The 13,449-nt window shown below is 58.6% G+C and carries 14 protein-coding genes; 10 read left to right on the top strand and 4 right to left on the bottom strand.

Annotated elements, in window-relative coordinates:
- Positions 1 to 78 precede the first annotated feature (78 nt).
- Positions 79 to 714 (top strand): thiamine phosphate synthase, encoded by a 636-nt coding sequence (locus tag AC2FGE_RS02570; RefSeq protein ID WP_496817607.1) that lies wholly within the window; start codon positions 79 to 81, stop codon positions 712 to 714.
- Here AC2FGE_RS02570 and AC2FGE_RS02565 read toward each other — a convergent pair.
- Positions 707 to 1,822 (bottom strand): HupE/UreJ family protein, encoded by a 1,116-nt coding sequence (locus AC2FGE_RS02565; protein WP_496817606.1) that lies wholly within the window; start codon positions 1,820 to 1,822, stop codon positions 707 to 709. The genes AC2FGE_RS02570 and AC2FGE_RS02565 overlap by 8 nt on opposite strands.
- Here AC2FGE_RS02565 and AC2FGE_RS02560 point away from each other — a divergent pair.
- The 4 genes from AC2FGE_RS02560 to AC2FGE_RS02545 all read left to right on the top strand — a co-directional run bounded on the left by AC2FGE_RS02560 (position 1,821) and on the right by AC2FGE_RS02545 (position 4,518).
- A complete protein-coding gene (locus AC2FGE_RS02560) occupies positions 1,821 to 1,967 on the top strand; it encodes a hypothetical protein (protein ID WP_496817605.1) in 147 nt (48 codons plus the stop codon). The genes AC2FGE_RS02565 and AC2FGE_RS02560 overlap by 2 nt on opposite strands.
- A gap of 7 nt (positions 1,968 to 1,974) precedes the next feature.
- Entirely contained in the window at positions 1,975 to 2,868 is an 894-nt protein-coding gene (locus tag AC2FGE_RS02555; protein WP_496817604.1) for a PfkB family carbohydrate kinase, read from the top strand.
- Positions 2,865 to 3,776, top strand: coding sequence for a pseudouridine-5'-phosphate glycosidase (locus AC2FGE_RS02550; RefSeq protein WP_496817603.1), 912 nt, complete (start codon positions 2,865 to 2,867; stop codon positions 3,774 to 3,776). The genes AC2FGE_RS02555 and AC2FGE_RS02550 overlap by 4 nt, the downstream gene beginning before the upstream one ends.
- A gap of 64 nt (positions 3,777 to 3,840) precedes the next feature.
- Positions 3,841 to 4,518, top strand: coding sequence for a DUF502 domain-containing protein (locus tag AC2FGE_RS02545; protein WP_496817602.1), 678 nt, complete (start codon positions 3,841 to 3,843; stop codon positions 4,516 to 4,518).
- Here AC2FGE_RS02545 and AC2FGE_RS02540 read toward each other — a convergent pair whose 3' ends face one another.
- Both AC2FGE_RS02540 and AC2FGE_RS02535 read right to left on the bottom strand, forming a co-directional pair.
- Positions 4,519 to 5,547 (bottom strand): patatin-like phospholipase family protein, encoded by a 1,029-nt coding sequence (locus AC2FGE_RS02540; protein ID WP_496817735.1) that lies wholly within the window; start codon positions 5,545 to 5,547, stop codon positions 4,519 to 4,521.
- Positions 5,548 to 5,607: 60 nt separating this feature from the next.
- Positions 5,608 to 6,381, bottom strand: a complete 774-nt coding sequence (locus tag AC2FGE_RS02535; RefSeq protein ID WP_496817601.1) for a 3-hydroxybutyrate dehydrogenase — start codon at positions 6,379 to 6,381, stop codon at positions 5,608 to 5,610.
- Between the two features lie 299 nt (positions 6,382 to 6,680).
- On the opposite strand from AC2FGE_RS02535, the gene AC2FGE_RS02530 reads away from it, so the two are divergent.
- On the top strand, positions 6,681 to 8,495 hold the full coding sequence (locus tag AC2FGE_RS02530) for an extracellular solute-binding protein (protein ID WP_496817600.1): 1,815 nt from the start codon (positions 6,681 to 6,683) through the stop codon (positions 8,493 to 8,495).
- Positions 8,496 to 9,028: 533 nt separating this feature from the next.
- Entirely contained in the window at positions 9,029 to 9,268 is a 240-nt protein-coding gene (locus AC2FGE_RS02525; RefSeq protein ID WP_496817599.1) for a hypothetical protein, read from the top strand.
- On the opposite strand, the gene AC2FGE_RS02520 is transcribed toward AC2FGE_RS02525, so the two are convergent.
- Positions 9,257 to 9,880 carry a helix-turn-helix domain-containing protein gene (locus AC2FGE_RS02520; protein ID WP_496817598.1) on the bottom strand — a complete coding sequence of 208 codons (624 nt, stop codon included), beginning with the start codon at positions 9,878 to 9,880 and terminating at the stop codon, positions 9,257 to 9,259. The genes AC2FGE_RS02525 and AC2FGE_RS02520 overlap by 12 nt on opposite strands.
- A 64-nt stretch (positions 9,881 to 9,944) precedes the next feature.
- On the opposite strand from AC2FGE_RS02520, the gene AC2FGE_RS02515 reads away from it, so the two are divergent.
- From AC2FGE_RS02515 to AC2FGE_RS02505, 3 genes are all read left to right on the top strand, one after another.
- Positions 9,945 to 11,462 carry a class I adenylate-forming enzyme family protein gene (locus AC2FGE_RS02515; RefSeq protein ID WP_496817597.1) on the top strand — a complete coding sequence of 506 codons (1,518 nt, stop codon included), beginning with the start codon at positions 9,945 to 9,947 and terminating at the stop codon, positions 11,460 to 11,462.
- On the top strand, positions 11,459 to 12,115 hold the full coding sequence (locus AC2FGE_RS02510; RefSeq protein WP_496817596.1) for a DsbA family oxidoreductase: 657 nt from the start codon (positions 11,459 to 11,461) through the stop codon (positions 12,113 to 12,115). Before AC2FGE_RS02515 ends, AC2FGE_RS02510 begins: the two co-directional genes overlap by 4 nt.
- 78 nt (positions 12,116 to 12,193) lie before the next feature.
- Positions 12,194 to 13,420 carry a multidrug effflux MFS transporter gene (locus tag AC2FGE_RS02505; protein WP_496817595.1) on the top strand — a complete coding sequence of 409 codons (1,227 nt, stop codon included), beginning with the start codon at positions 12,194 to 12,196 and terminating at the stop codon, positions 13,418 to 13,420.
- Positions 13,421 to 13,449: the final 29 nt, after the last annotated feature.

Below are 13,449 nucleotides of genomic sequence, written 5' to 3'. Positions count from 1 at the left end.
GCCGGAGGCAAAAAAGTTTGCTTCCCAACGGCAATCCGCTAAACCGCGCTGGAACTGAATACCGAAGGACGCGCCCCCATGAATACTACCGCGGACACCCCCGAGCAGCCGCAGATTTACCTGATCACGCCGCCGACCATCACGCTCAGCACGTATCCGGACCAATTGGCGCGGGTGTTGGACCGGGCCGAGATCGCGTGCATTCGCCTCGCTCTGGCCGGAAATGACGAGGATACCATTGCCCGCGCAGCCGATGCCTGCCGCGAGGTGGCCCATACGCGCGACGTGGCGATTGTGATCTCCAACCATGTTCTGATGGCACAGCGGTTGGGGCTGGATGGTGTGCATCTGGATGATGGGGCAAGGTCGGTGCGCGCCGCGCGCAAGGAACTGGGTACCGACGCAATTGTTGGCAGTTTCTGCGGGGCCTCCAGCCATGACGGCATGAGCGCAGGTGAGGCAGGCGTCGACTATGTCGCCTTTGGCCCGGTGGGCGCGTCTTCCCTGGGTGACGGCACATTGGCGGAAAAGGACCTGTTTCAATGGTGGTCCGAAATGATCGAAGTTCCGGTTGTGGCCGAGGGCGGCCTGACGCCCGACCTGATCCGCGACCTGTCCCCCTGCACAGATTTCTTTGGCATTGGTGACGAGATCTGGTCTGCCGAAGACCCGATGGTGGCGCTGAACACTCTGCTTGAGAGTATGACTAGCTAAACAACCAAGGCTCGATCATCCAATAGACGCCCAGACCGACAATCAGGATCGAGCCCAGAACCGAGATGCGGCCGCGAAAGCGATGGGATCCGCCCGCAATCACGGTCACAACACCCAACGCGGTCGCAGCAGCTGCTGACAGAACCGCCAGATAGCCAATCACATACCCCAAAAGTGCGGGCGGCAGATGGTCCGGCGGCGCGCCGATCGCACTCAGCGATTGGCTTAGGGCATTGCCTAACAGCAGGCCGATGGCAAACACCGCCAACAGGCGAAACACATGAACACCGCGTAGGATCAGATTCCAAAGCGCCAGCACCACAACCGCCGCCGTCAACGATATCGACGCGACAAAGGACGACAGCACCAACGCTCCGAATGCCGACAACGCCAACCCAAAGATCGCACCGAGGGACAAGAAGACCAATTGCAGGACCAGCGACCTTGGGGACAGCGACAAGAAGACCAAAGCCAGAGCCAGCGCAAATACACGCATTCCGTCCGTTACGATCTGCTCTGCTCCTTTGACCAGGAACACCAGCATCGTTTGTTGTCCGCTCAGCGCCGCGCCGCCTTGCAGCGGGATCAGCGGGCTGGTCTCTCCGGCCATCAGGTAGCCGGTATAGGGTGCCTCGACACGCTGCTGTTTGATCACAACGGGGCCGTGACCGGCAGGCCAGGTCAGCCGCAGCGCCGATGCCCCCTCGGGCAAGGAGGCCGTCAGCAGAAGCTTTGAGAGACGGGGCTCGTCGGGGTCCCCAACCACCGGGATGCGCACGCCTTCATAGGAAAGGCGAACCGGCCCTTCGACCTCAACCTGCAACGAGGCCGCCCAGTCATTGACAAAGCCCCGCACCTCGGCCTCCAACTCGGATGAGACCAGCCGGCGGAGTTCGCGGTAGCGCGCATTGCCCGCGACATCCGGTTGCGCTTCGGGGTCCAGCCCGGCCAGAAACATCTCGGCATTCAGGCTGATCTCGATCAGCAGGCTATCCGCTTTGGTCCAGAACTCGACAATGCTCGGCGGATGCGTTTGCGCCCTGAGCGGCGCAGCAATTAAGATCAAAACGACCGGCAAAATCAGGATTAGGCGGAACAAACCGCTCATGCGTGATACTCTGCTTTTGAAATCAAATCAGAAACCATATGCCGCGAGTTTCCCGCCGAACGCATCGGATCGCAAGCCCGAACAGTTGAGCGCGCAGCTTTATCTGCGCGCGCCCTCTTGCACGCCCTCCGGTGCTGCGGCATGACAACAGCATGACTCAGAACAGCGAAATCCTGTGTATCGGTTCAGTTCTATGGGACGTGATCGGACGATCTGCCAGCGCCATGCGGCAAGGATCGGACGTGCCCGGCCGGATCACGCGTCTTCCTGGTGGCGTCGCGATGAACATCGCCATGACATTGGTGCGCTTTGGCATGACACCGACTCTGCTGACCGCGATTGGGCGCGATCCCGAAGGTGACGAGTTGGTCAATGCCTGCGCACGGCTGGGCATGGTGACCGAATACATCTACCGCTCTCAGGATCTACCCACTGACCGCTACATGGCGGTCGAAGGGGCGAATGGTTTGATTGCCGCCATTGCCGATGCGCATTCTCTTGAGGCTGCCGGGGCCAAAATCCTGCGCCCGTTGATGCAGGGTCCTCTGGGATACGAAAACACACCCTTTGAAGGCCCGATAGCGCTGGACGGGAACCTGACGCTGAACCTGCTGGAAGAAATCGCGCAAAGCCCAGCCTTTGCCAAGGCGGATCTGCGGGTGGCCCCTGCCTCACCCGGCAAGGCCGAACGGCTGCTGCCTTTCCTGAAACACGCCCGCGCGACGCTATATGTCAATCTGGAAGAGGCCGGCCTGCTCTGCCAGCGCGAGTTCACCGATTCCGAATCCGCCGCCAAAGGCCTGTTGGATCGCGGTGCGCTGCGGGTCCTGGTCACCGATGGTGGTAATTCCGCGACCGTGGGATCAGCAACAGGCGTTTTGACCCAGACACCCCCATCCGTACTAGTGACCCGCGTCACCGGCGCGGGTGACACTTTCATGGCGGCGCATATCGCCTCGGAATCAAATGGGGCCGATGAACAAACGGCCCTCACCCGCGCATTGAACGCCGCCGCAACCTATGTTTCCGGAGAAACTCCCCTGTGATCAACATCCACTATTCCATTGAGGTCCGCGCTGCCAAAGACGCAGGTCAGCCCATCGTCGCACTCGAAAGCACCATCATCACCCATGGCATGCCCTACCCCCAGAACATCGAGGTTGCGGCGCAGGTAGAACAGGACATCCGCGATGCCGGGGCGGTTCCAGCTACGATGGCAGTGATCGAAGGCGTGCTGCATGTGGGTCTTGAACCTGATCAGTTACAGTCCTTGGGCCAAGCGCAAGGCGTCGCCAAGCTTTCGCGCGCGGATATGGCAGCCTGCATCGCAACCGGTGGTACCGGTGCCACCACCGTCGCAGCAACGATGATCGCGGCGCATTGCGCAGGGATCGAGGTCTTTGCGACCGGCGGGATCGGCGGCGTTCACCAAGGGGCCGAAACCTCATTCGATATCTCCGCCGATCTGCACGAGCTTGGGCAAACCCCTGTGACCGTCGTGGCCGCCGGGGCCAAAGCCATCCTTGATCTGGCCAAGACACTCGAAGTGCTCGAGACATTGGGTGTGCCCGTCATCGCCCATGGTCAAGACGAGTTCCCGGCCTTCTGGTCGGCCAAATCCCCCTATGCTGCGCCCCTGCGGATAGACAGCGCCGAGGCCATTGCGAAGGCCCATGCCACGCGCCGCGCTCTGGGTCTGCCCGGCGGTCAATTGGTCGCCAATCCGATCCCCGACACCGATCAAATCCCTGCCAAAGAACTGGCCCCGATCATAGCCGAGGCGCAGTCTGATGCGGATGCCCACCGCATCACCGGAAAGGCCGTCACACCCTATCTGCTGCAACGGATTTTCGAAAAGACCCAAGGCCGTTCGCTAACGGCAAATATCGCATTGGTCCGTAACAATGCGCGACTGGCTGCGAATATTGCTAAAGCACTGGCAAACAGCGCGTAATTCTGCCCTATTGCACCGGCCCGCCGGACTGCTTAACTAGTCCGGCAAGCCACTCGGATCCGCAATGAATACACCGTTTGACGAAAAGCCCCATCGCCGCCCCGGCCTGTTCGCGCGCTTGCGTGCGTCATTCCTGACGGGGATCGTCGTGATTGCGCCGGTCTGGCTGACCGTTTGGCTGATCTGGTCCGTCGTGGGCTGGATCGACAGCGCGGTGCTGCCTTTGGTGCCTCAACAGTTCCAGCCCGAACAATATGTAGGCATCAACCTGCGCGGCGTCGGCGTCATTATCTTCCTGATCTTCACCATTCTGGTCGGTTGGATCGCCAAGGGCATCCTTGGCCGTTCGTTGATCTCATTCGCCGAAGGCCTGGTAAACCGCATGCCCATCGTGCGGTCGATCTATTCCGGGATCAAACAAATCTCGGAAACCGTGTTTGCCCAGACAGAGCGGTCTTTTGAAAAAGCCTGTCTTGTTCAATACCCACGCCGCGGCATCTGGGCCATCGGGTTCGTGTCGACCACAGCCAAGGGCGAAGTCAATATCAGAGCCGAAACCGGCGACGACCTGCTGAGCGTTTTCATCCCGACAACGCCAAACCCGACCTCGGGCTTCTTGCTGTTCTTTCCGTCGGAAGACGTCATCCTGTTGGATATGAGCATCGAGGATGCTGCCAAACTGGTGATCTCGGCGGGTCTGGTCTATCCAAACGAAAAAGACCCGACCCAACCGCCCGAGTGATCAGCCGAACATCGCGGGCAGATCAACGGTGCTGTTCTGCCCCAGATCATTCTTGTGCCGCGACAGGAACCCATCCGCCGCATCCCGACCTGCCTGTTTGAGCTTATGTAGGATTACCGGATTCGGCACCGTCTTGGTGGCAACGGACAGGCTGTTCATCAGATCGTTATCCGCGATCATGTGCACCAACACGCGGCTCATCTCGCCCGCTTTCAGCTTGCCTTCTTTCAGCAACCGCTGAACAAAACTGATCGCCCGCAACTCGCGAAACAGGGATGAGTTAAAGCTGATCTCGTTGATCCGGTTCTGAATCTGTTGCGGCGTAACCGGCAATTCATCCCGTTCCAGCGGGTTGATGTTCACAATCACAACATCATCCGGCAGGTCATCACCGAACAAAGGATACAAGGCCGGGTTACCCGTGTATCCGCCATCCCAATAGGCTTCGGTCCGCTCGGTCTCAGGGTCATAAATCTCCACCGCCTTGAACAAGGTCGGCAAACAGGCCGAGGCCAGAATGGCATCCGTTGATATCTCACCGCCCGTGAACACACGGATCTTGCCGCTGCGCACACAGGTCGCACAGACAAACAGGCGAGGCCCCTGGTCGGCGCAGACTTCTTCAAAATTGAACCGGTCAACAACGGGCTCAAGCGGGTTTGTATAGAAGGGCCCATAGGCATAAGGCGACACCATCCGCGACCAGGCCTCACCCACCGAATAGGGCAGCGAGTATTCCATAGCCTGCGCAATGCTCGACGGCTCCAATCCGCGAAACCAGTTGGTCAGGCGCATGTCACCCACAGCGCCCATCTGTCTCCACAACTCATCCAATCGCGCCCGCGCGCCGTCGCGGCCTGCATGCACCATCCCCGATTTGAACGCCGCCCCGTTCAACGCCCCGGCCGATGTTCCGGTGATCGCCGCAACCTCGATATCCTCTTCATCCAGAATTCGGTCAAGAACACCCCAAGTGAAGGCCCCATGCGCCCCACCGCCCTGCAATGCCAGATTGATCTGTTTCACGATCGCGCCCCTTCTTCTGTTCGAAAATACCTCGGGGGTATGGGGGCAGAGCCCCCATGGAAACTACAGCGCCGTCCAGCCGCCATCTACGGAAATGGTCGTGCCTGTGATCTGCGCCGCCGCATCCGAACACAGGAACTGCACGGTGCCACCCAGTTGCTCGACTGTCGCAAACTCTTTGGATGGTTGCCGCTCCAACATGACGTTCTTGATCACATCCTCGCGGCTCATGTTGTATTCCTTCATCGTGTCTGGGATTTGCGCCTCAACCAGCGGTGTCAGCACATAGCCCGGACAAACCGCATTGCAGGTGATCGGCTCCTGCGCGGTCTCCAGAGCAACCGATTTGGTCATCCCGACAACGCCGTGCTTTGCCGCGACATAGGCCGCTTTATAAGGCGATGCGGTCAGACCATGGGCCGACGCAATATTGACGACCCGGCCCCATCCTGCCGCACGCATCACCGGCAATGCTGCCGCCGTAGTGTGAAAGGCCGAGTTCATGTTGATCGCGATAATCGCATCCCATTTCTCGACTGGAAACTGATCAATGGGCGAGACGTGCTGAATACCCGCGTTGTTCACCAGAATATCGCAAGCCCCCGCCTGCGCGATCAGAGCCCGGCATTCATCGCCCTTCGACATGTCGGCCTTGATGTAGCGCGCCTTGGTTCCCGTTTCTTTTGCGATCTCCGCGGCCAGCGCATGATCCTCATCCCGATCCGTGAAGGAATTCAAAACCACATCTGCCCCGGCTTTGGCCAGTTCGCGCGCAATGCCCAAACCGATCCCCGAATTCGATCCCGTGATGATCGCTGTTTTTCCCGACAGGCTCATAACCATTCTCCACTGACCTCTGTTCAAACGCAGCATGCCATGCTGCACCTGCAAAGAAAACGGGGAAAGACGCCGATAAAGTCTCGCGCTGATACAGCTTGCCGCAGCCAAAAAAAACGCCCGCACGAAGCGGGCGTTAAGTTATTGAGGCAGGTTTCATACAGGCAAGAAACCTATCGAGCAGTGAGACCTTTATAAGCAATTCCATGCCTTCATCCAAGCTAAAAGTTTGAAAATAAGAAAAATCATCGGTACGATGATACCCAACAAAATAAGGCCAGAGCAGGATTGTTTCCAAAATGAGCCCGGATTTTCTACGCCCTCTACGTTCACTCGCAGCGGGAATCGCCTGCATTTTGGCCGCCCCTTTGGCCCAGGCAGATTCGTCACATGGCATAGCTATGTATGGCGATCCGGCTTTACCACCGGATTTTGTGTCTCTGCCCTATGCCAACCTAGATGCGCCCAAAGGTGGCAAGGTCGTTTTTGGGAATACGGGCGGCTATAACAGTTTGAACCCCTTTGTGCAAAAAGGCACCTCGCCCTGGCAGTTGCGATTCTGGACCCATGAAAGCCTGATGGGCCGGTCCTGGGACGAACCTTTCACTCTTTACGGGCTGTTAGCCGAATCGGTTGAGACGGCACCAGACCGGTCCTGGGTCGAATTCACGCTGCGGGAAGAGGCTGCGTTTTCCGACGGAACACCGGTCACGGTCGAAGATGTGATCTGGTCGTTCCAGACATTGGGCACCGAAGGTCATCTGCGCTATCGCGGGCTGTGGTCCAAGATCGACAGTATCGAAGCAACCGGCCCACGCACGGTCCGGATTTCGTTCAATGAACCCGATCGCGAATTGGCCCTGATCGCCGGGCTGCGCCCCATCCTGCAAAAGGCCCAGTGGGAGGGCAAGAGCTTTGCCGACGCCCCACTGCAAGACATCCCAATCGGTACAGGCCCTTATGTCATCGACGATTATGAGGCGGGCCGATACGTCAACCTGCGCCGAAATCCCGACTATTGGGGCGCGGACATCCCGTTCCGCCGCGGTACAATGAATCTTGATGAGATGCGGATCGAGTTCTACGGCGATGCCACGGTTTTGTTTGAGGCCTTCAAGGCCGGAGAGCTATCCGCTGTGCGTGAATTCAATGCGGACAAATGGGATAACCAGTATGCTTTCCCTGCCATCCAGCGCGGCGATGTGATCAAAACCGAAATCCCACATGGTAAGCCCTCGGGCATGACCGGGCTGGTCATGAACACCCGCAAAGCCCCGTTCGACGATTGGCGCGTGCGCGAGGCGCTGACACTGGCCTTCAACTTCGAATTTATCAACGACACGATCACGGGCGGTGCGCAGCCCCGAATTACCTCATATTTCTCGAGCTCCGCTTTGGCGATGCAGCCCGGACCCGCCACCGGCAAAGTACAATCACTGCTGGAACCGTTTAACAAGGTCCTGACCCCCGGCACTCTCGAGGGCTATGTATTGCCCCAAGGCGACGGATCAGCCCGCAATCGCAGCAATATCCGCGAAGCAACCAAGCTGCTGGCCGAGGCCGGATGGACCATTCAGGGTGGTGTTTTACAGAACCAGAATGGTGAGCCCTTCCGGATCGGCGTTTTGCTGCAACAGGGCGATACCGAGATGCAAACAGCGGTCGAGATCTATGCCCGCGCGTTGGAGCGGTTAGGCATTCAGGTCCTCACTGAACAGGTGGATAATGCGCAATATACGGGCCGCATCGCCGAATTAGATTTTGACATGACCCCGTTCCGCCGTGCGCTGTCACTGTCTCCGGGTAATGAACAGCGCCTGTATTGGGGCAGCGAAAACGCCGATACACCGGGAACGCGGAACCTTATGGGCGTTGCCTCACCGGCTGTGGATGGGATGATCGATGCGATGCTGGCCTCAGAGTCTCGCGAGGATTTTGTAGCAGCAACCCGCGCGCTGGACCGGGTCCTGACAGCAGGTCGGTATGTCATTCCGATCTGGAATTTCGATGTTGGGCGTATCGCGCATATCCGGGAACTGAAATTCCCTGAAACGCTGCCGATCTACGGCGACGGGCCGCAATACATGCCAGAGATTTGGTGGTACGAAGGTTAAGCCCCTTTGCGCTGCGCGAAAGCCTGACAAAGCGAATGGCCTGTTGAACAGAACACCGGATGCGAGGCTCAGATCGCGCCTTGACCCATTTGCTATTCTACTTCGGCAAAAATCAGCACAGGGCAACATACGCCCTATGTTTAGTAGTGTAACCTAGCAGGATCGGCAAAATGCGTGACAAATGTCCAAATTTGGTAGGTTTCCGATCATAGTCATCAATTCACTTTACTCATCATATTCTATTGATATAGCCTGAGTGTAGGGAAACATGCGATCAGCAGAGAAATAGCACTTTTATATCAGATACCTAAACCGGCAGGACGTCGCCCCTGACCTCGCTTAACAGGACCGGCTACCACTCACTCACGAACTCAGGTCCAAAGGCCCGTTGCGGACAACCCGCAGCGGGTTTTTCTTTGGCAAACACCCCGCACAGCACCTGCGACATTTTGTCATGTCTCACGTTCCTGTAACAGCTTCGTACCCTACCCGTGGGGGAGAGCAGACCAGGTCGGATCACGGGAGGCTCGCACATGTTGAACTGGGCAGAACTTACGAAAGAGCTGGGCGCCACCTATGCCCGCGCAAAACGGCGTTTTCCAAACCTGAGAGATCAGGATATGGACCGCGTCTGGAACAATCGGGAACAGTTCGAGGCCTACCTGGCAGAACGCCATCATCTGACGGTGAACGAAGCCCATGAAGAGGTCGAGGATTTCCTGTTCACCGAACGCCTGAACCACGAACTGGCGCATGCGGCCCTAGCTAAGTGACGTCACCCACAGGATCGTGGCATCTTCGTCGCTGACCGACACGACATTGTGCCCCATGCTGCCATCATAATAGGCACTGTCCCCCCGGCGCATTTCGACGGGTTCGTAGAATTCAGTATACAAGCGCACGACCCCGGTCAGCACATACAGGAATTCTTCGCCATCATGGCGCACCCATCCGTCAAACTCGTCCATTGACCGCGCACGCACCCGCGCGCGATAGGGCAACATCTGCTTTTTCGTCAGCGTCTCAGCCAGCAACTCGTGTTCGTAGGTTGTGGTGGCGTGGGCCGTCCCATCGCCCACCCGGGTCACTGCCATGCGCCCGATCACCTGATCACGCTGTGGTGGGGTGAACAGCTGCGGCACCGAAATCTCCAACCCGATGGCCAGCTTTTTCAACGCATCATAAGTGGGCGACATCTGCCCGTTTTCGATCTTGCTGAGGGTCGAGCGCGCCAACCCGGCCTGCGTGGCGGCCTGTTCCAGCGTCCAGTTTCGTGCCTTGCGCAGTTCGCGGACACGCACGCCAAGGTCCAGAGGTTCAACCTCTGCCTCAACACCGGATTCGCGGGCAATGCGGATTAGGGACTTGGGATCTTGCGTGCTCATGGCCTTTCTATAGGACCAGCCAGCCCAGCTTGCAACGCAGCAGACGCCGCGTTAGCCAGACAGCATGTTATCGATCTTTGATCAGGGGTCACCCGCGCCCTGCCCTGCGCCGTTCAATCTGGCCGCCCATGTGCTGCGCCATGCGGATCGCTTGCCGGACAAAACCGCCCTGTCGGTTCTGGGCGCAAACAACACGGATGATTGGAGTTACAGCCGGTTGAAACGCGCCGTTCTGGGAACGGGCGCCGGCCTGTTGCAGGCTGGTCTGATCCCCGGAGACATCGCGTTGATGCGGTTGGGAAACACCGTCGATTTCCCCATCGCATATCTTGGTGCGATCGCGGTGGGGATCGTGCCGGTACCAACCTCGTCGCAACTGACCGAACCGGAAACGGCCCGCATCATCGCCGATCTTTCCCCTGCTGCAATCCTGCGCGACCCATCGGTGGCTTGCGCCGCGCATCCGCATCAGATTGACCTATCGGCGCTGAAGACAATGCGCGACCTGCCCGCCGCCGAATTTGAATTGGGTGACCCCGAGCGGCTGGCCTATGTGGTCTATACGTCGGGCACCTCGGGCAAACCGCGCGCCGTGGCCCACGCCCACCGTGCCATATGGGCGCGACAGATGATGGTGGATGGCTGGTATGGGCTGACACAGAAGGATCGGCTGTGCCACGCCGGTGCGTTCAACTGGACTTACACGCTGGGCACAGGTTTGATGGATCCATGGACCATTGGCGCGACTGCTCTGATCCCGGAACCCGGCACCGATTTATCGGATTTACCCGGGTTACTAAAGCGCAGCCGGGCCTCGATCTTTGCCGCCGCGCCCGGCGTTTTCCGAAAGATGCTGCAAGGTTCTGAACAGATCGATCTGCCCAATCTGCGTCATGGGCTTTGCGCCGGAGAAAAGCTGTCTCCGCAGCTACATACGCGCTGGCAGTCCGCCACCGGCACTGAGCTCTATGAGGCCTATGGAATGTCGGAATGCTCGACCTTCATCTCGTCCAGTCCGACGCACCCCGCACGTGGTGAAGCGCTGGGACAGCCACAACCCGGTCGCCGCGTTGCGATCCTTGGGCCGGATGGTCCCGTACCACAGGGACAAGACGGCACCATTGCCATCCATCGATCTGACCCAGGCCTGATGCTGACCTATCTCAACGCACCGGATGAGGTTACCGACCGGATGCAGGGCGACTGGTTCCTGACCGGCGATCAGGGGGCCATGGCCGTGGATGGACAGATCACCTATCTGGGGCGCGATGATGACATGATGAACGCAGGCGGCTACCGCGTCTCACCAGTTGAGGTTGAATCCGCCCTGTCCAACTATCCCGGCATCACACAGGTCGGGGCCGCAGCGGTTGAAGTCAAACCGGACACATTTGTGATAGCGGCCTTTTACACTGGCCCCCAAAGGCTGGACGAGGACGCTTTGTACGCCTATGTCCAAACCAATCTGGCGCGTTACAAACAGCCGCGCGCCTTCGTTCACCTTCCCGAGTTGCCGACCGGCGGCAACGGCAAACTCTTGCGCCGCGCATTGCCGGCCTATTTCAAGGCGACCACCGAATGACCCAGACCGTCAAGCTCGATATCCTTTCCGATCCGATCTGCCCGTGGTGCTACATCGGAAAAACCCATCTGGACAAGGCATTGGCCAAAGTCCCGGAACATCCTTTTGTCATCGAATGGCACCCGTTCCAGCTGAACCCCGATATGCCGGATGCAGGCATGGATCGGCGCGAATATCTGGAACGTAAGTTCGGCGGCAAGGACGGTGCGGTACGCGCCTATGCACCCGTGGTTGAGCATGCGGAAAATGCGGGCCTCAAGATCGATTTTGAGGGGATGAAGCGCACCCCAAACACGCTCGACGCACATCGCCTGATCCACTGGGCCGGGATCGAAGGCAAGCAAAACGCCGTCGTGGATGCTCTGTTCGACGCGTATTTCGTTCAGGCCCGCGATATCGGCGACCCGGAGGTTCTGTCTGACATTGCCGACAGCGCGGGTATGGATGCAGCGGTGGTGCTGAAACTGCTGAAATCAGACGCCGACCGCGAAGATATCCGCAACCGCGACACACATTCACGTGAAATGGGTGTCAGTTCGGTTCCGACCTTTATCGTTGCCAATCAACACGCCGTTCCAGGTGCTCAACCCCCTGAAATGTGGGAGAAAGTGATTGGCGAAATCATGTCTCAACTTGAGGCTTCATCTGCATAGAAGCACAGAGCCATGTGCAAAATTCCGGTCTGGCGCAACCTGGTCTGCCGTGATAGCGCGAACAGATAAGGAGCGCCCATGGCCAATCGCATGTCCCGAGGGGAATTCATTGCGCTGATCGCAATGATGTTCTCGACCATCGCCTTTTCAATCGATTCGATGCTGCCCGCCCTGCCCGAGATCGGCGCGCAGCTCAGCCCCGATGATATCAACCGCGCGCAGTTGATCCTGACCTCTTTTGTTTTAGGCATGGGCATCGGAACCTTCTTCACTGGCCCCCTGTCAGATGCGTTCGGGCGTAAGCCAGTGATCTATGGTGGCGTCGCGCTGTATATCGTGGCCTCTGCCGTAGCTTGGGCCAGTTCTTCGCTCGAGATGGTTCTGGCAGCCCGCGTGGCGCAGGGCCTTGGTGCCGCAGGTCCGCGCGTTGTGGCAATGGCGATCATTCGCGATCTGTATTCCGGTCGGATCATGGCTCGGATCATCTCGATCGCCATGATGATCTTCACGCTGGTGCCTGCTGTCGCACCCATGCTGGGCGCAGGCGTTATCGCCCTGTTCGGCTGGCGCAGCATCTTTGCCCTGTTCATTCTGTTCGCCGTGATCGTGTGCATCTGGATGGGCACCCGCCTGCCCGAGTCGCTGGCGAAAGAAAACCGCCGCCCGTTCCGCCTGCCGCTGATGGTTGCCGCCACGAAAGAGATGTTTGCCCACCCTACTGTGCGCCTCTCGATCCTGGTGCAGACCCTCTGCATGGGCATCTTGTTCACTATGTTGACCATGGTGCAGCCTGTTTATGACGTGATCCATGATCGCGCGGACAGCTTTCCGTTCTGGTTTGGGTTTGTGGCTTTGATCTCAGGTTCTGCCAGTTTGCTGAACGCCGCGTTGGTGGTGCGTATTGGAATGCGCCGCATGGTGACATGGGCACTTGGGGGGCAAATCCTGATCACGGCGCTTGTGATCGTACTCAGCGCAATCCCCATGTCACCCAATGCGTCCTTCGCGTTATTTGTGGCATGGCAAACAACTGTTTTCTTCATGGCCGGTGTGACCATGGGCAATCTCAACGCCATCGCGATGGAGCCGATGGGCCATATCGCGGGCATGGCCGCTTCGGTGATCGGATCGGTCGCCACCGTGTTGGCCGCCGCCATTGCCGCCCCGATCGGGTTGCTGTTCGACGGCTCGATTACCCCTTTGACCATTGGCATTCTGACCATGTGTATCACGGCCTTTGGCCTGATGGTTCACATGGGTCGGATCGAAAACAGATTTCCACCTGACCCTGTGCAGACAGGTTAAATCGCGTTACCCTGCTTCCGAATTCGGGG

This window comes from Ruegeria sp. YTSA075 (assembly GCF_059610245.1).
This window is presented reverse-complemented; position numbering and strand designations above follow the sequence as displayed.